This window comes from Bradyrhizobium sp. Pha-3, from assembly GCF_042258615.1.
Lineage (GTDB): Bacteria > Pseudomonadota > Alphaproteobacteria > Rhizobiales > Xanthobacteraceae > Bradyrhizobium.
Genome location: NZ_CP170152.1, coordinates 4,238,528 through 4,265,283, shown reverse-complemented (window position 1 = coordinate 4,265,283; position 26,756 = coordinate 4,238,528). Strand labels below are relative to the sequence as shown.

Below are 26,756 nucleotides of genomic sequence, written 5' to 3'. Positions count from 1 at the left end.
GGCCCTGCCCTACACCATCGCGACGCAGTCGATCTCGACGTCGAACGGACCGGTCCATTCCGGGATGCAGACGAAGATCCGCGCCGGCAGATCGTCCGCAAAATATCGCCGGTAGATCGCGTTGAAGGTCGCGAAGTGTTTTGCCGAGGTGCAGAAGATGTTGCACTTCATCACGTTGTCGAAGGACGCGCCGGCGGCCGCGAGACATTGCTTGAGCTGCTCCATCACCAGCTCGCTCTGCCGCTCGATCGAGGCGCCGGCGGCGATCTCGCCGGTTGCTGGATCGAACGGCGGCAGGCCAGACACGAAGACCATGTTGCCGGCGCGCGTGACCGCCGACGCCGGCGCCTTCCAGCGCTCCAGCCAGCTCGAGATCGGTTCGACGCGGACCACTTCCCGTTTCATGATTGGCACCTTCGATAAGGGATCGATGACCGCCAATCTAGCAGGGCCGCGTCAATGATGCTTCGATACAGGTCGAAGTGTTGCAGGCGCGACGCCACTGTCGAACCGTCATCCTGAGGAGGCCGCGCAGCGGCCGTCTCGAAGGATCAACGGCCACCGGCCGGGCCGTACATCCTTCGAGACGCGGCCAAGTGGCCGCTCCTCAGGATGACGGAACGGTGGACCGAAGCCGTGCAGGCCTACAGAATCCCCTGTGCCTTCAGCCCTTCGACCTTGGCGTCGTCATAGCCGATGGTCGCCAGCACGTCCTTGGTGTCGGCACCGAGCAGCGGCGGGGCGCGGTAGTCGGTGATCGGCGTGCCCGAGAAGGTCAGCGCGTTGCGGATCAGCGACAGGTTGGGCTCGAAGGGGTGATCGACCTTGACCCGCATGCCGCGCGACTGCACATGCGGATCGCTGAACACCTGCTCGAAATTGTTGATCGGGCCGGACGGCACGCCGGCCTCCTCGAGCTTCTCCAGCCAGTAGGCCACCGGGTGCTTCAGGAACAGGCCGGCGAAGATCGCCATGATCTCCTTGCCGTGCACGACGCGGTCGTTGTTCTTGACGAAGCGCTTGTCGTTGGCGAGCTCGGGTTCGCCGAGCACGGCGCAGGTGCGCTGGAACTGGCCGTCATTGCCGACCACCAGCATCAGCTCGCCGTCGGTGCAGCGGAACACGCCGGCCGGCATGCCGCCATTGCCCCAGGTGCCGCGGCGCGGCGGCATGTTGCCGTTGACGAGGTAGATTTGCAGCCAGTGCGACAGCGAGGCGATCACCGTGTCGAACAGGCAGACGTCGACATGCTGCCCTTCGCCATTGTTGGCGTCGCGATGGTACAGCGCCGACAGAATTCCGATCGAGGTGTTCATGCCGGTCATGTAGTCGACGATCGAGGGGCCGACCTTCATCGGGCCCGCGCCGGGCTCGCCGTCGATATGGCCGGTGACGCTCATCAGGCCGCCCATCGCCTGCAGGATCGCGTCATAGCCGGCGCGCGTGGCGTACGGGCCGGTCTGGCCGAAGCCGGTCACCGAGCAATAGATGATGCCGGGGTTGAGCTGCTTGATGGTGTCGTAATCGAGGCCGTAGCGCTTGAGATCGCCGACCTTGTAGTTCTCCATCATCACGTCGACCGACTTGGCGAGCTCGCGGATGATCGCCTGCCCTTCGGGCTTGGCGATGTTGACGGTGACGGACTTCTTGTTGCGGTTGGCGCAGAGGTAGAACGAGTTGTTGTTGTTCGCCTTGCCTTCGGGATCCTTGAGATAGGGCGGGCCAAAGGCGCGGGCGTCGTCGCCGCCGCCGGGCCGCTCGATCTTGATCACCTCCGCGCCGAGATCCGCCAGCATCTGGGCCGACAGCGGGCCCGCGAGCACCCGCGTCAGGTCGAGAATCTTGATGCCCGAAAGTGGCAGAGCCGACATGAACGTTCCTCCGAAATCTTGCTAAATCTTGATTATCCGGCGCCGGACCGTATCTTGCCCGTGTCCTGCCCGTCTCCTGGGCGCGCCAGAGCTTGCCGATACACCATTTTGCTGCCGCGAGCACTGCATTGTCGGCATGAAGCCATCCCTGTGTGGCGCAGCGGCGGCGGTCCTTCGGGAACCGGCCGCGTATCGGGCTGATTGCCGCCACGCGAAATTGTGAAGTTGGCCGACACCGATTTGCCTCAGCGTCAGCGGTATCTTGCCGCGACGAGGAGGACACCATGCGGACATTCACGATGGCCGGACTGCTGCTCACCCTGCTTGCGGCCGCAATGCCGCCGGCGGATGCGCGCGGCGGCCACGGCCATGGCGGCGGCTTGCACGGCATGCATGCCGGCGGCACCAGTCGCGGCGGCGGATTTGCCGCCGACAAGCGCCACGCCGACGACCCCTACACCAAGGCGGCCTCCGACGAAGAGGACCGCCTGCTCAACAGCAAGCTGAAGAGCATCTGCCGCGGCTGCTAGAGCGCAATGAGGTCGTCATCGCGCTACAGGGAGTCCATCAAGAGCTCGCAAGGTTCGACATTTACGGCTCTACGGGACCGTCTCAGAACGGCGGCGGTCCGGGATTGGGCAGGGCTACGTCGAAGGCAGTGACGACGGTGGCGATGCAGCGGTAGAAGCCGCACAGCGCCACCAGTTCGACCACGCCCTTCAAGCCCAACGCCTGCTGCAAGCGCTGCTGCAGGAGGTCGGGCAGAGACTCTTGCGCCACGACATGGCGGGCCGCGCTGCAAATGTCGACGTAGAGACCGCTCATGGGGGGAGCCGCGAAGTCACCTGCCTGCAAGGCGTCCACCACCGCCTGGGGCACGCCCGCAGCGAGAGCGATCGGCGCATGCTGCTCCCATTCATAGGCCACGCCGAGGCCGCGCGCCGTCGCCAGGATGGCGAGTTCGCGCACGTCGGCGCTGAGCAGGCCATGAAAGCGCAGATAGCTCCCGAGATTGCCGATATGCTCAGCCAGCACGGGATTATTCATCAGCGCCAAATACATCCCATGAAGCCCGCCGCGCGGGCCGGCCAGGCGCCGGTAGATGGCGCGGCCCTCATCGTCCAGATACGGCGTCGGGTCGGGCAATTGTGCCATGGCTTCAGTCCAGCGACGCGCCTTTGGCGCGGTTCCAGGGGCCCACGGGCGTGGTGGCGTCACGGTCGCAGCGCACATCGACGATGAACGTGCCGCCCGAACGAAAGGCGTGCTCGAAGGCGCCGACCAGGTCGCCGGGCTGCTCCACCATCACGCCGTCGGCACCGAGCGAGCGCGCAAATTGCACCCAGTCGTGGGTGCGAAGCAGGGACAGCTCGGCTGCGGCCGGGCTCATCTGCTTGGCGCGCAGGTAGACATTCCCCAAGGCGCCGTTGTTGATGACGACGTAAACGATCGCGAGACCGTGACGCGCCGCGGTCTGGATCTCGATGCCGTGCATCAGCATGCAGCCATCGCCGGTGATAACCGCACACGGCAGTTCCGGCCGTGCCAGCTTGGCGCCGATTGCCGCGGGAATGGCCCAGCCCATCGGCGCCATCGCGGTGGCGGTGAGATAGGCGCTGGGCCCATGGCTTTGCCAGTAATGCCCGCCAAAGACCCGATGCGCGCCGGAGTCGACCAGCAGCACGCAGTCGCGCGGGGCCACCTGACGCAGGTCGGCAACGGCGCGCGCCGGGTGTATGGGCACCGCATTGCTGCGGGTGTTGGCCACATCGTACAGGCGCGGCATGGCGCGTATGCGCGCGGTCCACGCGTCGCGCGCCGCCCGGGTGCCGGCGAGAGCGCTGCGCACGGGCTCGTCGTCCAACATCCAGCGCACAAACTCGCGCGCGTCGCCCACCACGGACCCGGTCACCGCATAGTCGCGACCGAACTCGCAAGCGTCGATGTCGACCTGCACGGTGACCGCCGGCAGGTTCGGACTCCACGACATGGTGTCGCGCTGGCTCAGGCCCGAGCCCAGGATCAACAGCACGTCGGCCTTCACGTCGGCCGCCGGCGGCGGGTTGGGGCCGGTGTCGTCGTCCGGCGTCAAAGCCAGTGTCGAATGGCGAGTCCCGCCATAGCCAAACACGCCCAGCGACAGGCGATGGTCTTCCGGGATTACGCCCTTGGCGCGCAACGTGGTGGCAATCGGAATGCCGAAGCGATCGGCAAGCCGCACGAGGTCCTCCGTGGCGCCGGATCTCACGCAGCCGTTTCCGGCCAGAATGGCGATGCGCGGGCCTGACGTCAGCAACGCTCGCACGGCGGCCGCGGTCTCCCGGTCCAGCACACGCGGCGGCGTTACCAGGCCGTATTGCAGCGGGCGGTAGGCCTCGTTCACGGGCCGCTCGTGCAGATCTTGCGGCAGGCTCAGGAAGACCGGCCGCGGCGCGTCCCCCACCATGGTGCGCAAGGCCACATGCAAATGATGCGGCAGCAGACTGATCGCCGGCACCTCCTGAGCGAACACTGTCACCGGCCGCATCAGGGCGACGTCGTTCATGCCCGTACCGCTGCCGTCCTGGAATGAGCCGCGGCCTTCCCAGTCGCTTTGCACTTCGCCGGTCACGGCGAGGATCGGCGACTCGTCGGCATAGGCATTGGCGAGCGCTGCTACCAGATTGGCCGCGCCCGGCCCGCCGATGCCGAGGCATACGCCAAACCTGCCGCTTGCCCGCGCATAGCCGTCCGCCATGAAGCCCGCGCCGCCTTCATGGGCGGCGACGATGGCTTTCACGCCGGTGACGTCGCCGAACTCGGTGAGGAAACCGTCGATCAATCCGCCGGGCACCATGAAGACATGGCTGATGCCTTCCTGCTTGAGCGCGCCGAGCACGAATTCGATGGCGTTGGGTGACTTGTTCATCGTGCTACACCCAGTTGGGCTACGGCCGGCTTGCGTCCTTCGCTGACAGCCAGCGCGGTGCGCACGCCGGACTCGATGGCACCTTCGATCCACGCATGCTTGAGCGAGGTGTGCTCGCCCGCGAAGTGAACCTTGCCGCCTTCCGGCTCGAGCAGGTAGGGCATCAGCATCTCGAACTGCCCCGGCGCAAAGATGGCCGCCTCGCCGCACGCGAAAGGATCCTGCATCCAGCTCTTGCTGGTGCCACCCACATACAGTTTACGCACGCCCTCGCCGTGCAATGCGCAGACGCCGTCCAACGCGAACTGCAGGCGCATGGGCTCCGTCAGCGAGTCCCAGCGCAAGGCGTCCTCGCCCCAGACGTAGCTCGCAAGCACGACGCCGCCCCGGTTGGAGCCCATGTCGTGGCTCGGGTAGTAGATGTAGCGGTTGGCAAGGTCGGTGGTGGAGCCCCCGCCGTAGATGTCGTCGTCCTGCTCCCAGAAGCGGCGGCTGAATTCGAGCAAGACCTTGGTGGCGGCGTCATAGTGCAATTCGCGAATGGCGCGCCGGCGCTGCGGCACAAACAACGGGTCAGTGCGCACGAAGCGCAGGCTGGAAAAGGGGATCGCGACGATGGCCGCGTCGCCCTTGAAGGTCTCGCCACTGGTCGTACGCAGACTGACACCGCTACCGTCCCAGCCCAGCGCGCTCAGGCGCTGGCCAAAGCTGATGCTGTCTTTCAGCGCCGGCAAGAAGGCTTGCGGCAACAAGTCGTTGCCGCCGGGTATTTGCCAATAACGAACCTTGTCATTGATGATGGCAAGCTCGATGAAGGCCTGCACGAAGGACGTCATCAATCGCGATTCCAGGTTGTTCAGCACGACGATCATCTCGATCGCCTCCTCGGAATACAGCGTCTGCTCCTTCAGGAAGCGGCGCACCGAGAATTCGCCGAAGCGTTCGATCACCACCGGCCATCGCGACGCCGGATCGGCCTTGATGAAATCGCGCAGCGGCGCCAGCGCGGCGTCCAGCATTTGCTGCGCGGTCTGGCCTTTCTCGCCCGGCGGCAGCGGGAAGTTCAACTGGCCGGCGGTGTAGGCGCTACGCCTGATCTTCACGCCATTGACGAACAGCCATTCATTGTTGCGCGACACCGGGTCGGCAGCGTCGCGGGTCGCGGGGTCGATGTCGACGTTGAAGAAGGGTTCACGCGGCAGCTTGAACAGATCGGCGAATGCGCTCACAAGCTGATGCTGGCTCGGGATCCGCATCGCGCCTGCTTCGGCATAGAGATCGCCGCTGAAGGAGCGAAAGGTGTGCACGCGGCCGCCGACATAAGTGTTGGCTTCCAGAATGCGCACGTGGTGGCCCGCGTTGCGCAAAAGATACGCCGCGGTCAGGCCGGCCATGCCGGCGCCGACAATGATCACGTCCTGCGGGCGCGCCGGTCGCGGCAATCCCCGCTGGACGATCTGGACGTACTCTTTGATGATCGGGTCCAGCGCCTCATCGCCCAGGTCATGCAGCAGCGACTCTTCCATGGCGTATTTCCCTCTATGATGCTTGGAGCAGCGTACGGGCTTCGCGTAGATCGGGTTCGTCATACCCTTCGGTGAAAGCGGAACAGGCGGTTTGCAGTTGATGCCCGTCGCACCGTCCCCGGTGACGGCGCTCCAGGCGATAGAGGCTCATCGCCGCGCGCAACTCGAGTGACCGGTTATTCTGCCGACGCGCCAGGGCCAGCGCCTGGTGCAGGCTGTCCCGAGCGGCATCCGCCGCGCCGGCGTCTTCGGCGAGCAGCAGTTCGGCTTTCAGGCGCAGCAGTTCGGGTTGCCAGCGGCGCTCGAGGGTGTGCTCGATGCGCTCCAATGCGTCGTTCACGGCGCGCAACCCCGCGGCCGCTTCGCCGTTCTTGAGATACAGCTCGGCCAGCATAGCCAGGTAGTTGGGCTGGGCCAGTTCGGCACCGGTCGCCTGCACCGCCTCGATGCCGCGCAGCATGGTGCGGATGCCTTCGGCCGTGTGGCCTTCTTCGCCCAACAGCCAGCCCTGAAGCACGGAGCCCCGCGCTTCCCAGTAGGAGAAGCCGCGCTCGGTGGAGCAGGCCATCAACTGCTGCAGGCAATCACGCGCCCGATCCGCGGCCCGCCTGAACTGATGCAGCAGCGACGCGTAGTACAAGGCGTGCGCGAGGCTCGGCAGATGCGACAACTCGTGCGCCAGGCGCACCGATTCCTCGCTGCGCATCAGGGCCTGGTCGGCCAGGCCCTGATGCCACAGCGCCCAGGCGCCACAGGAAAGACTGGTGATGCGCGGGTCGCTGGCCGCTGCACTGATATGCTGCTGCGGGTCGTACAGCGCCACGGCTTGTTCCAGGTTGGCGGCGGCAGGCTCGATCTCGCCCTGGTAGTACTGAGTGGTGCCCATCGCATAACGCGCCATCGACCACTGTGTGTCGACACTCGATTCCTCAGCCGAGGCGATGAGTTGCTCGGCGAGACCGCGCGAGGTGGCCAGCCGGGCACGGTTCAAGTAGTAGCGCCACAGCCCAAACAAGACGGTGAACCGCTGCTCGGCCTCGCCCAGTTCGTTCGCGAGTTCGCGTGCCCGCTCGTAGGTCCGCTCGACCTCCGGCGCCGCATAGCCGCGCGCCGCCATCAGCGCCGGTCCGAGACCGAGCCTCACCTCAAGTTCCTGCCTGGACCGCTCGGTCCCGGCGGGTAGGCCGGCCAACAATCCCAGCGCCGCATTGAACTGGCTGATTGCCTCGCGATGCGCCGCGCGCCCGACCGACAATTGCGCCGCGCGCTGCCACTGCGGGATGGCCTGTGCGGCCAGACCGGCTTCGGTGTAGTGATAGGCCAGCACCTCGGGTTGCCCTTGCGTAAGGGCGGCGAAGCTTTCCACCAGTACCTGGGCGACGCGCTGGTGAAACAGCTGGCGCGTGCTGCGCAGCAAGGAGCCATAGGCGGCGTCTTGCACCAGCGCGTGCTTGAAGGTGTAGGTGGCGCCGGGTGGCAGGCCGTGCTGCTGCAACACCTCGGCGACGACAAGCTGCTGCAACGACTGGCGCAACGTCGCCTCGTCCATTTTCGCCACCGCATGCAACAGGTCGTAGGCAAAACTGCGCCCCAGCACGGCGCCAAGTTGGGCGACAATTTTGGCCGTCGATAGACGGTCCAAGCGCGCCATCAACGAGTCATGCACCGTGGCCGGAATGGCCAGCGGGGTAAGCGGCCCCACGAGTTCGTAGCGCTCGCCAAGGTCCCTGAGCAGACCGAGCTCCATCACCGTCTTGGTCAATTCTTCGACGAATAGCGGCACACCATCCGTCTTCTTGACGATCTGCTCCAGCACCTCCGCCGGCAGCGGCTTGCTACCCGTCACCTGCAGCACCAGCTGGCTGATCTCGCTGCGCGCCAACCGGCCGAGGCGCAGCGCGTTGACCTGCGGCCGCGCACCCCAGGGCGGCTGGAAGTTGGGTCGGGCCGCCGTCAGCAACAGGATGTTGGCCGTGGGCACCTGATCGATCAGCAAGCCCAGGAGTTCCAGCGTGGAAGGATCCAGCCAATGCAGATCTTCGACCACAAGCAGGACCGGTTTGTGTGCGGCCAGCGCCAGCAACAGAGTGAGGATCGCTTCCAGCGTTTCCTTTTGCGTGCCGGCCGTTGCGGCGGGTTGGCCAGCTTCGCTGGGGAGGGACAGCAAGGCGGCGAACACGCTCGCCATGCGGGCGTCGCCGAGACCATGCAAGGCGAGGCCCCGATGCAGCTTGGCCAGGTGTACCGGCGCGTCGTCGCCGGGCTCAAATCCCAGCAGCCCTTGCAGGAGATCGATGACCGGGTGTAGCGCGGTGTTCTGGTGGTATGCCGAGCCGCTGGCTGAGAAGCACAGGGCGTGATCGGCCGACACATGGGCGCGCAGCATGTGGACCAGGCGCGACTTGCCGATGCCGGCCTCGCCGCTGAGGCAGACCACTTGCCCCGTTCCTTCCACCACCTGGGCCCAGCGGTCTTGCAACAGCGAAACCTCGCTGTGCCGCCCCACCAGAGCCGTTAGTCCCGCGGAGGTGGCGGCTTCGAAGCGGCTGGCCGTCTTGCTTATGCCGCGGATGCGATAGCCATGCGTTGGGGGCGCGATGCCCTTGAGCGTCAGCTCACCCAGATCCTCGTAATCGAATGTGCCTCCGGCCAGGCGGCGCACCTGCTCGCTCACCACGATACTGCCGGGGTGAGCTACGCCCTGTAACCGCGCGGCGAGATTTGGTGTGTCGCCGACCACCGTATGCTCCTGCGCGGAGCCTTGCCCAATGAGGTCGCCGACCACCACGACCCCGGTCGCAATACCGATGCGGATCTGAAGCGGGTCGGCGGCCCGCGTCTCCAGCCCGGCAAGGACGGCAACGATCTCGAGACTGGCGCGCACGGCGCGCTCGGCATCATCTTCATGCGCGAGCGGATAGCCGAAATAGGCCACGATGCCGTCGCCCAGAAATTTGGCGACGAAACCTTCATAGCGCGCGATGACGCCCGAGCACGCGTCCTGATAGGACCGCATCACCTCGCGCATGTCCTCGGGATCAAGTCGCGCCGACAGTGCGGTCGAGCCAACCAAATCGCAGAACATGACGGTCAATTGACGACGCTCCGCGGCGTCCCGCGGGCTCGGTTCGGCCGACGTCGGTTGCGATACCTCCGCCTTTTCCGTGGCGCTCAATTTCGTGATCGCCTTGAGGAGGCGCTTGCGGTGCCCCAACGGCACACCGAGCTTCTCAAGATCGATCTCGGTCAGCTCAAGCAGGACTTCGGCATCGATTTCGTTCGCCCGGAACAGCGTTCCATATTGTTCGAGGCCCAACTCCTGCAACCATCCCTCGACATCCATGGTCGCGTCCCAATTGGTCTCAAAATCCCTTGCAGTAATATCCTATTGTGCGCTGCTGCTTCGTAGCTCCACGATCGCCTGCAGCGGGAGCTTCATCAGGCCGGCCCGACCTTCGGTCACCTGCCGGCCTTCAGCCTTAGATCATTGGCGCACGCAACTTGGCACTTCGATCGAAGTGCTGGAAAATTGATGAATGATTTGAACGGAATCAGCCGAAACCTGATGGAATCGCAACTGCAGCGCCAGATACTGCAAACCGTATTTATTGCGGCTTCCATCTGAACGAACGCTATCTGAAGTTTCTTGAAGAAACTATTGCACGTCTTCCGGCAATACGCAATGAATACAGCCGCTTCTCACTTTCCGGATCATGCGTTCATTCGCTCGGCTCGCGCGGGCACCGAGCCTCAGGACGCGATCGCCTGCCGCGGCTGCGCGGTGGCGCCGATCAGCTTGCCGATCTCGGGTTTGCAGCCGCCGCAATTGGTGCCGGCCTTCAGGCAGCGGCCGATCGCCTCGACGCTGCCAGCGCCCTTCCTGATCTCGGCAGTGATCTGGTGCCGTCCGACGCTGAAACAGGAGCAGACGATCGGCCCGATATCCTCGCCCGCGCCGAACGGCCGCCCGGCCAGCAGGGCCATCCGCGCATTGGCGGACAATTGCTGCTCCGCGAACAACCCGGCGAGCCACGCCCGCGACGGCAGCGCGTGATCTGGCGCGATGAACACGCAGCCGTCGAGCCGGCCGTCGCGCACCGCCGCGTAGCGGAAACGGCCCGCGGCCGGATCGCGATAGGCGATCCATTCGATCTCGACGCCGTCGAGGCCGAGTTGCGCTCGCGCCCAGTCGCGCCAGCTCTCCGGGCGGACGTCGAGCGCAAGCTCCAGCCGCGTGCAATCGCCGGCCTTGCCGTAAACCCAGTAGCCGCTTGCCGGACGGTTGATCGCATCACGGCTCAGGATGAAGGCGTGCCATTTCGGGGCGTAGGGATCTGCCTTGACCGGCGTGTGCTTCGATTCCGGCTGGCCGGACAGCGGATCGACCGCCGGATTGACCAGCGCGTTGACGCGGCCCTCGCCGGCGAATTCCTCGTTCCAATGCATCGGCACGAACACGCAGCCGCGGCGCTGGTCGGCGCTGACCACGACACGCGCGACCATCTCGCCCCAGCGGCTCGTCAGCCGCACCAGTCCTTCATTTTGCAGCCCGGCCTGCCGCGCGTCCTCGGGGTGAAACTCGGCATAGGGCTCGAAGATATGCGACAGTAGCCGACCGGTTTTCCCGGTCCGGGTCATGGTGTGCCACTGATCGCGGACGCGGCCGGTGTTGAGCACCAGCGGATAGTCGCGGCTGGTCGCATGCCGCGCCGCGCGCGGCGCGACCGGCACGAAGCGCGCCTTGCGGTCGGGCGTAAAGAATTTCTGGCTCTCGAACATCCGCGGCGTGCCAGCCGGATGGTCCGATGTCACCGGCCACTGCACCGGCGCCAGCGCGTCATAAGCGCCGTCATCGAGCGCAGCGAGCGCCGAGATATCGAAATCGCGCTGGCCGTTATTCTCGAAGCCCGACAATTCGGCATGCTCGCGGAACACCTCCGCCGCCGAGGCGTAATCGAAGCCCGGATATCCCATGCGGGCGGCGACGTCGCAGATGATCCGCCAGTCGGCGCGCGCTTCGCCGGGCGCTGACAGGAACGGCCGCTGCCGCGAGATCCGGCGCTCGGAATTGGTGACGGTGCCGTCCTTCTCGCCCCACGCCAGCGCCGGCAGTAGCACGTCGGCATGCCGCGTGGTGTCGGTGTCGCGCATGCAATCCGTCACCACGACGAGCTCGCAGGCATCGAGCGCGGCGCGCGCGCGGTCGGCATCGGGCAGGCTCACCACCGGATTGGTCGATATGATCCACACCGCCTTGATGCGGCCGTCGGCGATCGCATCGAACATGTCGACCGCCTTCAGCCCGCCCTTCTCCGCAATCACAGGCGCGCGCCAGAACCGCTGCACCAGCTCGCGATGCGCCGGGTTCTCGATCTCCATATGCGCGGCAAGCTGGTTGGCGAGCCCGCCGACCTCGCGGCCGCCCATCGCGTTGGGCTGGCCGGTGAGCGAGAACGGCCCCATGCCGGGACGGCCGATGCGCCCGGTCAACAGATGGCAATTGATGATGGCGTTGACCTTGTCGACGCCGCTCGACGACTGGTTGATGCCTTGCGAATACAGCGTGACGACGCGCTCGGTCCGGGTGAACCAGTCGAAGAACAGCCCGACCGCGCCTTCGGTCAGGCCGCAGGTCGCAGCCGTCTGCGCCAGAGTCTGGCCCGCCACCTGCTTGAGGGCGTCGACGATCCCCGTCGTGCAATTGCCGACAAAGCTGCGATCGACCGCGCTGCTGCCGGCGAGGAACGCGAACAGCCCGTTGAACAGAACCGAGTCGCTGCCGGAGCGCAGCGGCAGATGCAGATCGGCACCCTCGCAGGTCGCGGTGCGGCGCGGATCGATCACCACGATCTTGCACGCCGGGTTCTTCTCCTTCGCCGCCAGCATGCGCTGGTGCAGGATCGGATGGCACCAGGCGGCGTTGGAGCCGACCAGCACCAGAAGATCGGCCTGCTCGAGGTCCTCGTAGCAGCCCGGCACGGTGTCGCTGCCGAAGGCGCGCTTGTGCCCCGCGACGCTGGAGGCCATGCACAGCCGCGAATTGGTGTCGATATTGGCGGTGCCGACGAAGCCCTTGGCGAGCTTGTTGATGACGTAATAGTCCTCGGTCAGGAGCTGGCCGGAGACGTAGAACGCGACCGCGTCGGGCCCGTGCTCGCGAATGACGCGACTGAAGCCATCGGCGACACGGTCGAGCGCGTCATCCCACGCCGCCGGGGCGCCGTCGACGACAGGCGCGAGCAGACGCCCGTCGAGATCGATGGTCTCGGCGAGCGCCGAGCCCTTGCTGCAGAGCCGGCCGAAATTGGCCGGATGCTGCTTGTCTCCCTCGACCCGGACGGCGCCCGCCGCGTCCCTCGACGCGATGACGCCACAGCCGACACCGCAATAGGGACACGTGGTCTTGACGGACATGGCTGGCCGATCCTTGCCCGCTCAGCTCACCGCGGCCGCCTGCCGCACCGACAGCCAGACAACGCCGTTCTCGACTTTGGCCGGATGGGTATGGGTGCAGCCTTCGTCAGGCGCGACCGCCTGGCCACTGGCCAGCTCGATGACGAAATTGTGCAGCGGACAGGTCACGCGCTTGTTGTGCACGATGCCCTGCGACAGCGGCCCGCCCTTGTGCGGGCAGCGGTCGTCGAGCGCAAACACCTCGTCGCTCTCGGTCCGGAACACCGCGATGTTGCCGCTGGGCGTGCGCACCACGCGCGAGCCGAGCCGCGGGATGTCGTCGAGCGCGCCGATTTCGATCCAGCTGGTCATGCGAGCTCCAATTCGGCGAGAGGCGCGAACTCGTTGCGGTCGACGCCGCGGCTGGCGCGCTCGGCCCACGGATCGGTCTGCGCGAACTGCTGCGAGTGGGCAAAGCGGGCGAACAGCGCCTTGCGGTTCGCGATGTCGTCGACCACACGCTTCCTGATCTGCTCGAGACCAACCCGGTCGCACCATTTGTACATGCGCTCCAGATACCAGCCCTCCTCGCGATAGAGCTGGGTCAGCGCCACGATCACCTCGAGCGTCTCGTCCTCGGTCTCGACCTTGGTCAGGAACTCGGTGCCCTTGATGTGCAAGCCCGCGGCACCGGCGAAATGGATCTCGTAGCCGGAATCGACGCAGACCACGCCAACGTCCTTGCAGGTCGCTTCCGCGCAGTTGCGCGGGCAGCCGGAGACGCCGAGCTTGACCTTGGCCGGCGTCCACGAGCCCCACATGAACTTCTCGAGCTTGACGCCGAGACCGGTGGAGTCCTGGGTGCCGAAGCGGCACCATTCGGAGCCGACGCAGGTCTTCACCGTGCGCAGGCCCTTGGCGTAGGCATGGCCCGACACCATGCCGGCGTCGTTGAGATCGGCCCACACCGCCGGAAGGTCCTCCTTCTTGACGCCGAGCAGGTCGATGCGCTGGCCGCCGGTGACCTTCACCGTCGGGATGTTGAACTTCTCGGCGACATCGGCGATGGCGCGCAGCTCGCCCGGCGTGGTGACGCCGCCCCACATCCGCGGCACCACCGAATAGGTGCCGTCCTTCTGGATGTTGGCGTGGACGCGCTCGTTGATGAAGCGCGACTGCTGATCGTCGCGATATTCGCCGGGCCAGGTGGCGAGCAGATAGTAATTGAGCGCCGGACGGCAGGAGTGACAGCCGTTGAGCGTCTTCCACTCCATGAAGCGCATGACGGCCGGAATGGTCTTGAGCTGCTGCTCAACGATGACGCGGCGGACGTCGTCGTGGCTGTGATCGGTGCATTTGCACAGCGGCTTGACCTTCGGCGCCGCCGAATAGTCGCCGCCGAGCGTGAACGCCAGCACCTGCTCGACCAGGCCGGTGCAGGAGCCGCAGGACGACGACGCCTTGGTGTGGGCGCGGACGTCGTCGAGCGTGAACAGCTTCTTCTCGGAGATCGCCTTGACGATCGCGCCCTTGCAGACGCCGTTGCAGCCGCAGATCTCGGTCTCGTCGCTCATCGCGGCAACCGAGTTCTGACCGTTGACCCCGCCGTCGCCGAGATTGGCGGCGCCGAACACCAGGCGCTCGCGCATGTGCGAGACGTCGGTGCCGTCGCGCAGATGCTGGAAGTACCAGGGACCGTCGATGGTGTCGCCATAGAGCACGGCACCGACGATCTTCTTGTCCTTCAGGATGATGCGCTTGTAGACGCCGCGATTGGCGTCCTGCAGCACGATCTCCTCCTTGTCCGGCCCCGGCGCGAAGTCGCCGGCCGAGAACAGGTCGATGCCGGTGACCTTCAGCTTGGTCGAGGTGACCGAGCCGTCATAGGTGGCAAAGCCCTTCATCGCGAGGTGGTTGGCGCAGACCTTGGCCTGATCGAACAGCGGCGCGACGAGACCGTAGGTCTGGCGGCGGTGCTGCACGCATTCGCCGACCGCATAGATGCGGCCGTCATAGGTCTGCATGGTGTCGGAGACGACGATGCCGCGTTCGCAGTAAAGCCCGGCCTTCTTGGCGAGCTCGAAGTTCGGGCGGATGCCGACAGCCATCACCACGAGATCGGCCGGCAGCTCGGTGCCGTCGCCGAAGCGCACGCCGGTGACGCGATCCTCGCCCAGGATAGCCTGGGTCTGCGCCGGCATCTTGAACACCATGCCGCGCTCTTCCAGCGACTTGCGCAAGAGGCCGCCGGCCACCGGATCGAGCTGGCGCTCCATCAAGGTGTCGAGCAGATGCACGACGGTGACGTTCATGCCGCGCTTCATCAGCCCGTTGGCGGCTTCGAGGCCCAAGAGGCCGCCGCCGATCACGACGGCGTTGCGATAATCGGTCGAGGCCTTGATCATGCGGTCGACATCATAGATGTCGCGGAAGCCGATTACGCCCGGCAGGTCCTTGCCCGGCAGCGGCAGCATGATCGGATTTGAGCCGGTTGCGATCAGCAGGCGGTCATAGGGAACACGATCGCCGGCATCAGTCACGACTTCACAGGTCCGGCGATCGATCATGGAAACCGTCTCGCCCTTGCGCAGCGTGATGTTGTTGTCCTCGTACCAGTCGACGGTGTTGAGCATGATGTCGTCGACGGTCTTCTCGCCGGCGAGCACCGGCGACAGCAGGATGCGGTTGTAATTGCCGTAGGGCTCGGAGCCGAACACCGTGATGTCGTAGAGATCGGGGGCGCGCTCGAGCAGCGCCTCGACCGTGCGGATGCCGGCCATCCCGTTGCCGATCACCACGAGCTTCTGCTTGGTCACTTTGTCGAGCATGGTCTGCCTTTCAATTCCGACGGCGCTGCGCAGCGACGCGATGTGCGTCGTTGATGGGCACCGATAAAGGTTTGGAGTTGCAGGAAGCCCAGCCGCGGGCGCAGACCGTCTTCGATGACGACCGATGTTCCGTTGTTGATTGATATTCAAAACGCGTGCCAACTCGGCACGGCCGAATCTCGTTGCAAAATCAACAGGTTTTCCGCGCCCTCAAATGTGCCTGATGACGCGCCGCGCAGCCGGCTGGCCGAATTTTTAGCCACGCCGATGATCTCTTGTGCATCACAGCATCGCCGGCCGCGATGGCAATCGTGAACCCGTCATCGATGCGGCATCGCGCGCGCGTGACGCATCGCACAAGAAAGCATCAACGTGCGCGTTTGCGCGGCGGCGCTTGCCGCACGCCACGCCAATTCCGATCGCCGGTCCCGGTTCGCGATCTCGCAGCAACATCTTGCGACTGCAAGGCAAAGCGACGCGGTCGATTCGATGGCACGCAAATTGCTGACCTGAACGGTTGACGGAGTGCGTCTCAACGACGAGCGCGCTCACCATTCACCCACATTCGATTTATCTGCGCCCGAGATGACCGCACGTGTGCGGCCGTCTCCGCCGCATCACCGCGAGACGCTTGCGATGAAGCTAGCCGAGTTCAAGAAAGCAGGTCACTGGCCGACCCTGCTCGCCGCGTTCCTCTACTTCGACATCAGTTTCATGGCGTGGGTCGCGCTCGGACCGCTGATCGTCTACATCGCGCGCGACATGAATCTGGCCGTGAACGAGAAGTTCACCCTGGTCGCCATTCCCGTGCTCGCCGGCGCACTGTTGCGCGTGCCGATGGGCATTCTGGCCGACATCATCGGCGCCAAGCGCACCGGCATCATCGCCCAGCTCGTTGTGATCGCCGCGACCGCGTCGGTCTGGCATTTCGGGCTGACCAGCAAGCTTGCGATCGAGCTGTTCGGGCTTGCGCTCGGCGTCGGCGGCGCCTCGTTCGCCGTCGCCCTGCCCCAGGCCAGCCGATGGTATCCGCCGCAATATCAGGGCGTGGTCATGGGGATCGCCGGTGCCGGCAATATGGGCGTCGTGCTCGACACGCTGCTGGCACCGAGCATTGCCGAACATTGGGGCTGGCAGGCCGTGTTCGGCTGCCTCTTGATTCCGATGCTGATGGTGCTCGCCTATTACGCTGTCGCGGCCAAGGACGCGCCGGGCGAGCGCAAGAAGATCTCGCTGCAGGCCTACGGCGCGCTGCTGAAGGATTCCGACAGCCGCTGGTTCATGTTCTTCTACTTCATCACCTTCGGCGGCTTCGTCGGCCTCGCCAACGCGCTGCCACTCTATTTCACCGTGCAGTATCACGTCTCCGGCGTGGCGGCCGGCATGCTGGTCGCGCTGATCGTCGCGTTCGGCTCGGGCTTCCGTCCGGTCGGCGGCATGATCGCCGACCGCATCGGCGGCATCCGTTCGCTGTCGATCCTGTTCGGCGTCGTGGTCGCGGCCTATCTCGTGATCGCCTTCATGCCGGAGGGCCCGACTGCGCCTGCTGCGGGCGGTTGGTCGCTAACCGAATTGCCGCGCATCGCCTGGATTTCGGTGCTGCTGTTCTCGATCGGCGTGCTGGCACTCGGCATGGGCAATGGCGCGGTGTTCCAGCTGATCCCGCTGCGCTTCCGCCACGAGATCGGCCTGATGACCGGGCTGGTCGGCTGCGCCGGCGGTATCGGCGGCTTCTTCCTCGCCCAGACGCTCGGCTTCGCCAAGGGCATGACCGGCGGTTTCGGCGCCGGCTTCCTGTTCTTCGGCGCGCTGGCGTTGCTTGGCTTCATCGGACTTGCCATGGTCAAGGTCCGCTGGCGCACCACCTGGGGCGCGGTGTCGGGAGCGCGCGTCTGACGGGCACAGCGTTTTCGAGCGAAGTGGACGCCGGTTCGCGTGAAGAAAACGCGTCAAAACAAAAGTCTAGAGCCCCGTTCCGATTCAATCGGAACGGGGCTCTAGTGCCGAGAGGACGGGCTAGGACGTGGCGAACGGCGCGCAACGGCATTTGCAACGAGATCTACAAAGGGATCTCGGCGTTCGCGTCGGCTTTGCCAGCGAGACCGGCAAGCGCGCCGCCAATGAGGACTATGTCGCGGCCTGCCTGGGTCAGCCGGGCTCGGTTCATCGCGACGTGGTGGCCGCGGTCGCCGACGGCGTCGGCGGCCACAAGGGCGGACGCGAGGCCGCAGAGGTCGCGGTCCGCAGCTTTATCGACGCCTATTATTCGCTGCCCGAGACGCTCGGCGTGCGCCGCCGCGCCGCACGTGCGCTGGAAGCCGCCAACAGCTGGATCTACGGCCAGGGCCGCGTCGATGCCGCGCGCAGCGGCATGGCCTGCGCGTTCTCCGCCACCATCCTGTCGCGGCGGCAATGCCATGTGATCCATATCGGCGACACCCGCGCCTACCGCCTGAGCGACGGACGGCTGGAACGGTTGACGCAGGACCATATCGCCGGCCGCGGCGACCTCGCCCACATGCTCAACCGCGCCATCGGTTTCGAGGAGTTCGCCCGCTTCGATTACACCTCGGTCGGGCTGCGGCAGCATGATCGTCTCGTGATCTGCAGCGACGGGGTTCACGGCGCGCTCTCCGATTCCCGCCTCCAGCAGCTGCTGGAGGAACGCACGCCGCCCGACGAATCGGCGCGCAGCATCGTCGATGCCGCGCTCGCGGCCGGCAGCAGCGACAACACGACCGCGCTGGTGCTCGACGTCGTCGACCTGCCGCCGGCGGACCGCGACGATCTCACGCATGCGATCGCGACGTTGCCGATCCTCGACCTGCCGGAGAGCGGCGACACGATCGACGATTTCGCGCTCTCCGACGTGCTGTCCGACGGACGCTACAGCCGCCTGTTCAAGGCCACCGACAAGCGCGCCGGCCGTGAGGTCGTGCTGAAGTTTCCGCATCCGAGGGTCGCCAGCGAAGGCTCGTACCGCCTCGCCTTCGTGCGCGAGGCCTGGGTCGCCGCGCGCGTCCGCAGCCTCTGGATCGGCGAGATCATCGAGGTGCCGGCGGAACGGCAGACCAGGCTGTATTCGGCGATGCCGCTCTACGAGGGCGAAACGCTGGAGCAGCGGCTCAACCACGCGCCGCGGCTGTCGCTCACCGAGGGCATCGCGATCGCAACCAAGCTGGTGCGCGCGGTCACGGCGCTGCACCGCGCCGGCATCATCCATCGCGACATCAAGCCCGACAATGTGATCCTGCTGAGGGACGGCGGATTGCGCCTCGTCGACCTCGGCGTCGCACGGGTGCCGCTGCTGGAGGATTTTCCCGCCGAGGATATTCCGGGCACCGCGAGCTACATGGCGCCCGAACTGTTCGGCGGCAAGGCCGGCGACGAGGCCTCCGATCTGTTCGCGCTCGGCGTCACCGTCTACCGCATGTTCACCGCGAACTATCCGTTCGGCGAGATCGAGCCGTTCTCGCGGCCGCGCTTCGGCAAGCCCGCGCCGCTGTCACGCTACCGGCCGGACCTGCCGGCCTGGCTCGATGCCGTGATCGGCAAGGCGCTCAGCGTCGAGCCCACGCAACGCTTCGGCGACGCCATCGAGTTCGCGCACGAGCTGGAAAACGGCGCGACCTGGGCCGGCCCCGCCGTCACGACCCGCAAATCGCTGCACGACCGCGATCCCGTGACCTTCTGGAAGGCGCTGTGCGCCATCCTCGTCCTGATCGTCGTGGTGCTGCTGGCGCGACATTAGAACTGCGAACGCAGAGGTCACTGAGCCTTCGTCACAAACGGACAGCCGCCTTCCGCGAGCGGCCGCCAGGCTTCGTCCGGCGAAATCGTCGCGATCACCTTTTCATAGTCCCAAGGCTCGCGCGATTCGGTCGGCGATTTGGCCTGGACCAGATACATCGAACGCATCACCTGCCCATCCTCGCGGATCTGAGCATTCTGCGTCATGAAATCGTCGACCGGAAGCTTGCGCATAGCGGCGGCAACGGCGTCAGCATCGTCAGTTCCGGCCGCCTGCACGGCCTTCAGATAATGCATCACGCCACTATAGACGCCGGCCTGGATCATGGTCGGCGCCTGCCCGTGCCGACGCGCCATGAAGCGATGACCGAAGGTCCGGGTTGCCTCGTTCTGGGTCCACGAGAACGACGTCGCGTAGATGATGCCCTGGGCCGCCTGAAGGCCGAGCGAATGCACATCCGTAATCAGCATCAGAAGCGCGACGATGTTCTGGTCGGCAGATTTTCCGATGCCGAACTCCGCAGCCTGCTTCAGGCTGTTGACCGTATCGCCGCCCGCGTTCGCCAATGCGATAACTTTCGCCTTAGAGTTCTGCGCCTGAAGCAGGAACGACGAGAGGTCCGACGCGCCGAGCGGATGGCGAACCGAGCCGACGACCTTGCTTCCCGCGGTCGTGATGAAGCTCGATGCGTCACGCTCCAGCGCATGACCGAAGGCATAGTCCGCGGTCAGGAAGAACCACGTATCCGAGCCCTTCTTGAGCATGGCCTTGGTGACGGCGGAGGCTTCAGCGTAGGTGCTGTAGGTGAAATGAAACCCATACGGCGAGCACTGCTTTCCGGTAAGATCGGAGCTGCCAGGCCCGGAAATCACAAAGATGCGCTTCTTCTCGCGGGTGATGCCCTGAATGGCCAGCGCCGTCGCGGAATTGCCGCCATCGGCAATCAGATCGACGCCGTTCTCGTCGATCCAACGACGCGCGATGCCGGAGGCGATATCCGGCTTGTTCTGATGATCGGCTGACATCAGCTCGATCTTCTTTCCGAGCACGGTCGGGCCGAAATCCTCGATCGCGAGGCGGGCCGCTTCCACCGAGCCCTCGCCCCCAAGATCGGAATAAAGGCCCGACATGTCGTTGATGACGCCGATCCGCACCACGTCGCCGGACACCTGCGCGCGCCCGGACCCGACCGCAGCCAGGCACAAGACCGCCGCGAGCGCGGCCGCAATCGATCGCATGGAACCTCCCCTCGATGTCTTTTGTTTTCGTATGGTCAGGCCGTCAGGGATCCGACCGCTTGACCGAATGTGACCGGCTCCTCGCTCAGCATCAGATCGATGGCTTCGCGCTCCCACGCGTCATCGGCGGGGGCCAGCGGATCCTTCGTCGACAGGCGATGCTCGAGCACAAAGCGCGATAGCAGCAGGCGCCGCGGATCGACCTCCGGCTGGCACCCTTCCCAGGCCAGAACGATGGCCGATGCCACATGGTAGAGCGCGCCAGCCGCAAGACGTGCCGAATGCTCCGACTGGCGATCGGCTGCCACCCGCCCGGCAAAGGCAATCGAGCGATCGAGCGCGCACCGGAGCCGCTCGCGGAACGGCGCGGGCAACTGCTTCGCCTCCTCGAGACGCGCCTGCAGCGCTGAGGCGAGCGCCCGGTGCGCGCCGCTCTTGCCAACTGCACGCGAAATGATGTCGAGTGCGTTGATGTTGCTGGTGCCCTCCCAGAGCACGCCGACATGGGCGTCGCGCACCAGCCGCGGCTGCACCCATTCCTCGATATAGCCATTGCCGCCGCGCACCTCCATCGCGCCGGTCGCAACCGGAATGTTGTCGCGGCAGGCGCGGTATTTCAGCAACGGCGTCAGGATTCGCAGCAGAACGTTCGCCTGCGCCGAGCCGGCATTCGCATCGTCCATCGCGCGCGCGGCCACCAGCATCATCGACAGCGCCTGCTCGGTCGGCACGATCAGCTTCATCAGCTGCCGGCGAAGCAGCGGGAAATCAATGACGCGCTGGCCGAACGCCACGCGCGATGAGGCGCTGACCATGGCCTCGTTGACGCAACGCCGCATCATGGCGGCAGCACGCACGCCGTGGGACAGGCGCGAGAGATTGACCTGCTCCATCATCTGCTTGAGGCCCTGCGCCTGATTGCCGACGAGATAGGCAACCGCGTTGTCGAGCCGGATCTCGCCCGACGCCATCGATTTGGTGCCGAGCTTGTCCTTGAGGCGGACGATCCGGTAGCTGTTGCGCCGACCGTCCTTGAGGCGGCGCGGCAGCGCGAACAGCGCAAGCCCCCTGGTGCCGTCGGGCGCGCCCTCTGGCCGCGCCAGCATCAGCGCGACGTCGGCATCGGCGTGGGAGCAGAACCATTTGTCGCCGGTCAGGCGCCAGACGTCGCCATCCCGGCGCGCAACGGTCTCGACGGCGCCGACGTCGGAGCCGCCGGCGCGCTCGGTCATGAACTGGGTGCCCTTCCACAGCGTCGCCATGTCGTCCGACAGCATCTTCGGCAGCAAATAGGCCTTGAGTTCGTCCGAGCCGAATTTGCGGATCAAATGGGTCGAGGTGTCGGTGACGCTGATCGGGCACATCAGCCCGAACTCGGACTGCACGAACAGGTACTGAAACACGTATTTGGCCACGGCCGGCAGCGGCCGATCCATGCCGAGCACACCGGCGCGATGGCTCATGGCATGAAACTGAAAATCGCCGAACGCGATCGCCTCCATCTCGCGATATGCGGGGTGGTAGTCGATCCAGTCCTCGTCGCGGCCATAGGCGTCCCTCGGATTGAGCACCGGCGCATGCTTGTCGGCGATCCGCGCCAGCCGGTCGAGCCTGCCGCCTGCCAGTTCGCCGAGACGCTTGAAGTGCGGCTCCAGCCGCTCGCGATCCTGGCGCGCCAGATAGAGCCCCAGAAGGCCGCGGAGTCCCCGATCGAGATCATAGAAGTTGAGGCCTGCGCAATCATGCGAGATGTGGCGGGCCGGATCGGCGGCATCGTCGGAGCTGCGAAGGTCGCGCGCGCTCATCTGCATCGAGTATCTCCTTGTTCGGGATGACGTCGCAGCAGCCGTGCCGGTGCGCGACGTCATCGCTCGGTGTTCAAACTTCGCCTGCAACATTGGGAACGATCGCTACGAAGTCTACTAGCGGACGCCCGCGCGAGAATAATTTCAGATACGTGGAAGAAATGCCGCCCACTCGCGGATCGCACGCCCGGTCATGCCGCACCGCGGACTCTTGACCTCCGTTGGTTTCGCTGCACATTCGACAGCGGAAGGCGACGATGAATGTTGCAGCGCACCAAGCATGCGCTGCGTTCAAGGACACGAGCGGCCAGAGATGAAGGGAGTTCGCTCCGATACCCAGCCCCCGTCCAGGCGGGGCCGCAGGCGCATCGTCGCCGACCGCGTGCGCACGCAAGCGGACGATCCCGCGGCGATGGTGATCGAGGCCAACCGGCATGACGAATTGTTTCGCGCCGCTGACGGCAGCCCCGATCCGTCCGTCGTCAAGTCGGCGCATCGCGTGCTCCGCATCTTCGAATATTTTGCCGAGATCGAACGGCCCGCGGCGATGACCGAGATCGCGCGCCGCCTGAATTATCCGCCGTCGAGCACGTCGGCGCTGCTGAAGAGCCTCGTCGAACTCGGCTATCTCGACCACGACCGGCAGGCGCGCACCTACCGGCCGACGGTCCGCATCGCCCTGCTCGGCGGCTGGCTCACGAGCCAGAGGCTGCCGGGCGTCACGCTCGACGCCATCACGCGCGAGTTGCACGAAGCGACGCGACTGACCACCTTCGTGGTGGCGCGCAACCAGCTCTACAGCCAGTATATCCGCGTGCTGCAGGGGACGACGCCAGTGCGCTATTATCTCGAGCCCGGCGCGCGGCGGCTCCTGACCCACTCGACCCCGGGTCGGGTGTTTCTCAGCCTGATGAACGATGAGGATGCGCGGCGAATCGTGCAGCGGATCAACGCCGAGGAAGCACCGTCATCCGCAGTCCGATTCGGCGATATCCAGCATGCGCTGGCGACGATCCGCCGGCAGGGCTTCGCCTATACGCGCGACATGGGAACCCCCGGCCTGAGCGCGATTGCGATGCGGCTGACCGAGTCGGACCAGACGCCCCCGCTTGTGATCACCGTCGCCGGCCCCAGCTCGATCGTCTCGGCGGAAGGCAAAGCGATCATCGGAAAGATGCGCGAGCTGGTCGAGCGGCAGTCGCCCGGCCTGCTGCCGCAGATCGACATCGACGCGCCACCGATCGAGACCTGAGATCAGGCGAACTCCTCGGCGCAAACGCGCCCGATCGGAATTGCAACGCTTCCGAGCGTCACGAAGTCAGATTGAAGCGATCTTGCGGCAGCTCAGGACCCGGCGCGACGGATCGTGATCCGGGTCTCGTCGGTCATGTCCTTGAGCTCCTTGTTCGGCTGACGATAGAGGTGACGCTCGATCTGGACCGTCCGGCCATCGGTGGTCTTGCTGCACGTCTCGTCGACGAATACGCCGCCGACCTCCTGCTTGTCGGCGCCCGGCTTCGCCTCGGAGCAGGCCCAGCCGTCCTCGCCGTAGCGCGACTTCGCCTGCAGGCCGAGCAGGAACGCCTTCTTGCGCAGATAGAGCCGCGCCTTCGGATCGGTCTCGATCGTCAGCGCCGCGATCCTGGCGTCCTTGTCGATCATGACGGTCAGGATCGCCGGATGGCCGCCGACCATGGTGCCTTCCCGCGCGGTCTCGCGATCATACTCGAAGCTGACGCCGCGCAGCTGGTCCGGCCCGGCCGGGCAAGCCGCCCACTGCGCCCATTCCGCCAGCCGGTGCGTCTTCTCACCGACGCAGGTCAGGTTGATGTATCCCGCGTCGGGAACGCTGCTGATTGCCATGCCGACATTGATGTCGCGCAGATCTCCCGCGGTCGCCATCGCCGGCACGGCCGCGGTGACTGACGCGGCGAAGACCAACCCGCGGATTGCCGATCCCTGCTTGCTCATGGCTTTGCCTTCTCGCTCTGGTCGGACGACGCGGCGGCGTGGCCGGCCTCCTTGTAGATATTGCAGACACGCGAGCCGTCGCCGAAGAAGGCGATGCATTCGTCATAGTTCGGCTCACCCTTGCCCTTGACGTGGGCGAGCACGTAATCGGCGACCGCCTCGATCTCGTTCGGCCGCAGGAACACATTCGCCTCGGGCGGCATGCGGTCGGCGACATCCTGCCGGGCCATCTCGTAGCATTTCGTGGTGTCATAGGAGCCGCGCACGAAGAACGGCATGCCGGTGCCCGGCCGCCCGCACGTCACGGTCTCGATGATCTGCTCGCGGGTCAGCTCGGTCTTGCGCAGTGACAGTGCGTCGCCGCCATAGCCGCCGCCGCCATTGCCGTGCCATTTGTGGCAGCCGACGCAATTGCCGCGCTTGAACACCGCCTTGCCGGCGTCGGTCGGGTCGCTCGCCGACTGTGCCTGCGCCGTGCTCGCAAATCCCGTCACCAGCGCGCAGCCGAGCCACGCGCCAACCAGCCATGTTTGTTTCATTTGTTCTGTTTCTTGTCTTATTTCTCTCGGCCAGATCGACGCGGGAGGCCTCTCAGTGAAGCCTCCCGCGCTTGCGATGTCAGAGCGCGAACACGTAGAGCATCGAGCCCGGCTGCATCCGCTTCAGCTCGGGCGTGGCATCGATGAACCACTTATCCCAGGCACCGCCGAGGCCGACCAGGATCGCGACATACTGCTTGCCGTCCACCGAGAACGTCATCGGAGGCGCATTGACGCCACCGCCGGTGTTGAACTGCCAGAGCTGCTGCAGCGATTTCGCATCATAGGCGATCACCTCGCCGGACGGCTGTCCAGAGAACACGAGGTCAGGCGTCGCCAGGATGCCGCCGAGATTCGGGAATTGCGTCTCCGCCTTCCCCGCCACCTTGCCGGTGGTGACGTCGATCGCAGTGACGCTGCCGGTGATCTTGACGTTCTGGCTCGGCCCGCCGCCGGTGAAGAACTCGCGCGCCTTCACCTTGTCCGGCGTCATCTCCTCAACCTTGATGTGGTTGCAGCTCTCGATGACGGGAATGTACCAGAGCTTCAGGTTCGGATTGTACGCGGTCGGCGGCCAGTTCTTGCCGCCCATGTTGCCCGGGCAGATATCCGTCTCCTTGTTGGTGCGGCTCGGCGTCACCGACGCGTTGTACTTCTGCACCCCCTGCTTCGGATCATACTCCACCGGCTTGCCGGACTCGGGATCGAGCCCCTTGGTCCAGGTCACCTTCTTGACGAAGGGCAGACCCCAGACGAACTTGCCGCTGTTGCGATCGACCGCATAGGCAAAGCCGTTGCGGTCGGCCTCGAGCGCGAGCTTCAGCGTCGTGTTGTTGGGGCCGGGGACGTCGACCAGCACGTTCTCCGCCACGCTGTCATAGTCGTAGGGGTCGTTCGGCGTGTGCTGGTAGTGCCACTTGATCTTGCCGGTGTCGGCATCGAGACCGAGCGAGGAGTCGGTGTAGAGGTTGTCGCCGGGCCGGTATTCGTTGTCCCAGTCCGGTCCGGGATTGCCGACGCCCCAGACGATGGTGTTGGTCGACGGGTCGTAGCTGCCGGTGACCCAGGTCGATCCGCCGCCGCTCGCCTTGGCGTTCTTGTCGTCCTTCCAGGTCTCGGAACCAGGTTCGTCCTTGCCCGGGATGGTGTGGGTACGCCAGACTTCCTTCTGGCTTTTCAGGTCGGTCGCGGCGATCCAGCCGCGAATGCCGTATTCGGCGCCAGCGACGCCCGTGATCGCCATGCCCTTGACGATCAACGGTGCGCCGGTGATCACCTCACCCTTGTCGGGATCGGCGACCTGACGCTGCCAGGCGACCTGCCCGGTTTCCTTGTTGGTCGCGACCAGGCGGCCGTCGAGCGTGTGCGAGATCACGAGGTTGTCCCACAGCGCGACGCCGCGATTGTCGACGCCGCAGCAGGCGACCGCGCCGGCCCAGTCGTGGTCGGTCTTGGGATCCATCTTCCAGACCAGCACGCCTTTGCCGCCATGCGCATCGATCTTGTAGACCGAGCCCCAGCCGTCGGTGACGTACATGAATCCGTTCTCGACGATCGGAGTTCCCTCCAGGCCGCCGTGTCCCCAGATGCCGCCGCCCTCGACGCCGCCGAGATGCATGGTCCAGGCGACCTTCAGGTTCTTGACGTTGTCCTTGTTGATATCCGCCAGCGACGAGAAGCGGGTCGCCGAATAGTTCTTGTGATGGTGCAGCCAGTTGCCTGCTTCCTTGTCAGCGTTGAGCAGACGGTCCTGGTTGACATCGTCGGCGAGCGCGAAAGAGCCCGCGAAGGTCGCGGCGGATGCTACTGCCACCGCGAGCATGTGCGATTTAGCCCAATTCAACCTTGTCATGAGTTCATTTCCTCCGGATCCAGCATTCTTCATTGATCGAATCGCCCGTCACATGCGGGCGGTCGCGCGAGAAG

19 protein-coding genes are annotated in these 26,756 nt (G+C 65.5%); 5 read left to right on the top strand and 14 right to left on the bottom strand.

Annotation, left to right across the window (positions count from 1 at the left end; genetic code table 11):
• Positions 1-9: 9 nt before the first annotated feature.
• Positions 10-405, bottom strand: coding sequence for a Rid family hydrolase (locus tag ACE10Z_RS20130; protein ID WP_375789462.1), 396 nt, complete (start codon positions 403-405; stop codon positions 10-12).
• A gap of 239 nt (positions 406-644) precedes the next feature.
• Positions 645-1,871 (bottom strand): CaiB/BaiF CoA transferase family protein, encoded by a 1,227-nt coding sequence (locus ACE10Z_RS20125; RefSeq protein ID WP_375789461.1) that lies wholly within the window; start codon positions 1,869-1,871, stop codon positions 645-647.
• 284 nt (positions 1,872-2,155) lie between these two features.
• Here ACE10Z_RS20125 and ACE10Z_RS20120 point away from each other — a divergent pair, with 284 nt between their 5' ends.
• Positions 2,156-2,401 carry a hypothetical protein gene (locus ACE10Z_RS20120; RefSeq protein ID WP_375789460.1) on the top strand — a complete coding sequence of 82 codons (246 nt, stop codon included), beginning with the start codon at positions 2,156-2,158 and terminating at the stop codon, positions 2,399-2,401.
• An 82-nt stretch (positions 2,402-2,483) separates the two neighbouring features.
• On the opposite strand, the gene ACE10Z_RS20115 is transcribed toward ACE10Z_RS20120, so the two are convergent.
• The 7 genes from ACE10Z_RS20115 to nirB form a co-directional block, all read right to left on the bottom strand.
• The gene (locus ACE10Z_RS20115; RefSeq protein ID WP_375789459.1) at positions 2,484-3,026 is read right to left on the bottom strand and encodes a carboxymuconolactone decarboxylase family protein; all 543 of its coding nucleotides are present in this window, start codon (positions 3,024-3,026) and stop codon (positions 2,484-2,486) included.
• 4 nt (positions 3,027-3,030) lie between these two features.
• On the bottom strand, positions 3,031-4,779 hold the full coding sequence (locus tag ACE10Z_RS20110; protein ID WP_375789458.1) for a thiamine pyrophosphate-binding protein: 1,749 nt from the start codon (positions 4,777-4,779) through the stop codon (positions 3,031-3,033).
• On the bottom strand, positions 4,776-6,305 hold the full coding sequence (locus tag ACE10Z_RS20105; RefSeq protein ID WP_375789457.1) for a flavin monoamine oxidase family protein: 1,530 nt from the start codon (positions 6,303-6,305) through the stop codon (positions 4,776-4,778). Before ACE10Z_RS20105 ends, ACE10Z_RS20110 begins: the two co-directional genes overlap by 4 nt.
• Before the next feature lie 13 nt (positions 6,306-6,318).
• Entirely contained in the window at positions 6,319-9,648 is a 3,330-nt protein-coding gene (locus tag ACE10Z_RS20100; RefSeq protein WP_375789456.1) for an AAA family ATPase, read from the bottom strand.
• Between the two features lie 407 nt (positions 9,649-10,055).
• On the bottom strand, positions 10,056-12,719 hold the full coding sequence (locus tag ACE10Z_RS20095) for a molybdopterin-dependent oxidoreductase (protein ID WP_375789455.1): 2,664 nt from the start codon (positions 12,717-12,719) through the stop codon (positions 10,056-10,058).
• A gap of 21 nt (positions 12,720-12,740) precedes the next feature.
• Positions 12,741-13,070, bottom strand: a complete 330-nt coding sequence (nirD, locus tag ACE10Z_RS20090) for a nitrite reductase small subunit NirD (RefSeq protein ID WP_375789454.1) — start codon at positions 13,068-13,070, stop codon at positions 12,741-12,743.
• Entirely contained in the window at positions 13,067-15,526 is a 2,460-nt protein-coding gene (gene nirB / locus ACE10Z_RS20085) for a nitrite reductase large subunit NirB (RefSeq protein WP_375789453.1), read from the bottom strand. Before nirB ends, nirD begins: the two co-directional genes overlap by 4 nt.
• Before the next feature lie 114 nt (positions 15,527-15,640).
• Here nirB and ACE10Z_RS20080 point away from each other — a divergent pair, with 114 nt between their 5' ends.
• The 3 genes from ACE10Z_RS20080 (at position 15,641) to ACE10Z_RS20070 (ending at position 19,277) form a co-directional block, all read left to right on the top strand.
• Positions 15,641-15,841, top strand: coding sequence for a hypothetical protein (locus tag ACE10Z_RS20080; protein ID WP_375789452.1), 201 nt, complete (start codon positions 15,641-15,643; stop codon positions 15,839-15,841).
• Positions 15,842-16,111: 270 nt separating this feature from the next.
• Positions 16,112-17,422, top strand: a complete 1,311-nt coding sequence (locus tag ACE10Z_RS20075; protein ID WP_375789451.1) for a nitrate/nitrite transporter — start codon at positions 16,112-16,114, stop codon at positions 17,420-17,422.
• 127 nt (positions 17,423-17,549) lie between these two features.
• Entirely contained in the window at positions 17,550-19,277 is a 1,728-nt protein-coding gene (locus tag ACE10Z_RS20070) for a protein kinase (protein WP_375789450.1), read from the top strand.
• Between the two features lie 17 nt (positions 19,278-19,294).
• Here the strand turns inward: ACE10Z_RS20070 and ACE10Z_RS20065 are convergent, their stop codons facing one another.
• Both ACE10Z_RS20065 and ACE10Z_RS20060 read right to left on the bottom strand, forming a co-directional pair.
• On the bottom strand, positions 19,295-20,515 hold the full coding sequence (locus tag ACE10Z_RS20065) for an ABC transporter substrate-binding protein (RefSeq protein ID WP_375789449.1): 1,221 nt from the start codon (positions 20,513-20,515) through the stop codon (positions 19,295-19,297).
• Positions 20,516-20,550: 35 nt separating this feature from the next.
• Positions 20,551-22,320: an acyl-CoA dehydrogenase family protein gene (locus tag ACE10Z_RS20060; RefSeq protein ID WP_375789883.1), complete on the bottom strand. Its 1,770-nt coding sequence runs from the start codon at positions 22,318-22,320 to the stop codon at positions 20,551-20,553.
• Positions 22,321-22,633: 313 nt separating this feature from the next.
• Here ACE10Z_RS20060 and ACE10Z_RS20055 point away from each other — a divergent pair, with 313 nt between their 5' ends.
• Positions 22,634-23,572: an IclR family transcriptional regulator gene (locus ACE10Z_RS20055; protein WP_375789448.1), complete on the top strand. Its 939-nt coding sequence runs from the start codon at positions 22,634-22,636 to the stop codon at positions 23,570-23,572.
• Positions 23,573-23,664: 92 nt separating this feature from the next.
• On the opposite strand, the gene ACE10Z_RS20050 is transcribed toward ACE10Z_RS20055, so the two are convergent.
• The 3 genes from ACE10Z_RS20050 to ACE10Z_RS20040 form a co-directional block, all read right to left on the bottom strand.
• Positions 23,665-24,291: a hypothetical protein gene (locus ACE10Z_RS20050; protein ID WP_375789447.1), complete on the bottom strand. Its 627-nt coding sequence runs from the start codon at positions 24,289-24,291 to the stop codon at positions 23,665-23,667.
• Positions 24,288-24,830 (bottom strand): c-type cytochrome, encoded by a 543-nt coding sequence (locus tag ACE10Z_RS20045; RefSeq protein WP_375789446.1) that lies wholly within the window; start codon positions 24,828-24,830, stop codon positions 24,288-24,290. The genes ACE10Z_RS20050 and ACE10Z_RS20045 overlap by 4 nt, the downstream gene beginning before the upstream one ends.
• A 79-nt stretch (positions 24,831-24,909) precedes the next feature.
• The gene (locus tag ACE10Z_RS20040; RefSeq protein WP_375789445.1) at positions 24,910-26,682 is read right to left on the bottom strand and encodes a PQQ-dependent dehydrogenase, methanol/ethanol family; all 1,773 of its coding nucleotides are present in this window, start codon (positions 26,680-26,682) and stop codon (positions 24,910-24,912) included.
• Positions 26,683-26,756: the final 74 nt, after the last annotated feature.

Bases quoted from the DNA above. Each gene is read 5' to 3' on its own strand.
- ACE10Z_RS20120 (WP_375789460.1), top strand. From the start codon at position 2,156: ATGCGGACATTCACGATGGCCGGACTGCTGCTCACCCTGCTTGCGGCC.
- ACE10Z_RS20075 (WP_375789451.1), top strand. From the start codon at position 16,112: ATGACCGCACGTGTGCGGCCGTCTCCGCCGCATCACCGCGAGACGCTT.
- ACE10Z_RS20060 (WP_375789883.1), bottom strand. From the start codon at position 22,320: ATGAGCGCGCGCGACCTTCGCAGCTCCGACGATGCCGCCGATCCGGCC.
- ACE10Z_RS20045 (WP_375789446.1), bottom strand. From the start codon at position 24,830: ATGAAACAAACATGGCTGGTTGGCGCGTGGCTCGGCTGCGCGCTGGTG.
- nirB (WP_375789453.1), bottom strand. From the start codon at position 15,526: ATGCTCGACAAAGTGACCAAGCAGAAGCTCGTGGTGATCGGCAACGGG.
- ACE10Z_RS20115 (WP_375789459.1), bottom strand. From the start codon at position 3,026: ATGGCACAATTGCCCGACCCGACGCCGTATCTGGACGATGAGGGCCGC.
- nirD (WP_375789454.1), bottom strand. From the start codon at position 13,070: ATGACCAGCTGGATCGAAATCGGCGCGCTCGACGACATCCCGCGGCTC.
- ACE10Z_RS20125 (WP_375789461.1), bottom strand. From the start codon at position 1,871: ATGTCGGCTCTGCCACTTTCGGGCATCAAGATTCTCGACCTGACGCGG.
- ACE10Z_RS20040 (WP_375789445.1), bottom strand. From the start codon at position 26,682: ATGACAAGGTTGAATTGGGCTAAATCGCACATGCTCGCGGTGGCAGTA.
- ACE10Z_RS20065 (WP_375789449.1), bottom strand. From the start codon at position 20,515: ATGCGATCGATTGCGGCCGCGCTCGCGGCGGTCTTGTGCCTGGCTGCG.
- ACE10Z_RS20110 (WP_375789458.1), bottom strand. From the start codon at position 4,779: ATGAACAAGTCACCCAACGCCATCGAATTCGTGCTCGGCGCGCTCAAG.
- ACE10Z_RS20130 (WP_375789462.1), bottom strand. From the start codon at position 405: ATGAAACGGGAAGTGGTCCGCGTCGAACCGATCTCGAGCTGGCTGGAG.
- ACE10Z_RS20055 (WP_375789448.1), top strand. From the start codon at position 22,634: ATGAAGGGAGTTCGCTCCGATACCCAGCCCCCGTCCAGGCGGGGCCGC.
- ACE10Z_RS20100 (WP_375789456.1), bottom strand. From the start codon at position 9,648: ATGGATGTCGAGGGATGGTTGCAGGAGTTGGGCCTCGAACAATATGGA.
- ACE10Z_RS20105 (WP_375789457.1), bottom strand. From the start codon at position 6,305: ATGGAAGAGTCGCTGCTGCATGACCTGGGCGATGAGGCGCTGGACCCG.
- ACE10Z_RS20095 (WP_375789455.1), bottom strand. From the start codon at position 12,719: ATGTCCGTCAAGACCACGTGTCCCTATTGCGGTGTCGGCTGTGGCGTC.
- ACE10Z_RS20080 (WP_375789452.1), top strand. From the start codon at position 15,641: ATGACGACCGATGTTCCGTTGTTGATTGATATTCAAAACGCGTGCCAA.
- ACE10Z_RS20050 (WP_375789447.1), bottom strand. From the start codon at position 24,291: ATGAGCAAGCAGGGATCGGCAATCCGCGGGTTGGTCTTCGCCGCGTCA.